General features: G+C 39.6%; 1 protein-coding gene. It reads left to right on the top strand.

Translation table 11 applies throughout. The features are described from left to right. Positions 1-253 (top strand): PDZ domain-containing protein (locus ACSLUH_RS19580; protein ID WP_448570089.1); only part of this gene is annotated, 253 nt, incomplete at its 5' end. Positions 254-308 lie beyond the last annotated feature (55 nt).

The raw sequence follows: 308 nt of genomic DNA, 5'->3' as shown, positions 1-308 counted from the left end.
TGTCACAGCAAGTGGCTTCTTTTCTCCTGAGATTGATGAAATAACAGTTAAGAAGGTACTGGCTAATTCTCCAGCAGAAAAGGCAGGCTTAAAAGTTGGAGACAAAGTATTATCTATTGAGGATTGTATTATTCCAGGTTGTGCTGCTTCAAAGGCCAAGGCGTATTTAAAATCTGACTCAGGTTCTAGGCTGCATTTTGTCATAGAAAACCAAGATGGTGAAATTGAAAACATTGTAATTACAGTGGGTTAAGTATGCCTAACAAGCCAATGCAGTGCGGGACTTTTAACAGTTGGCTTTCCTCACT

Source organism: Thalassotalea ganghwensis (genome assembly GCF_053485795.1).
The sequence above is the reverse complement of the archived record's forward strand: the minus strand, read 5'-3'. Positions and strand labels throughout refer to the sequence as shown.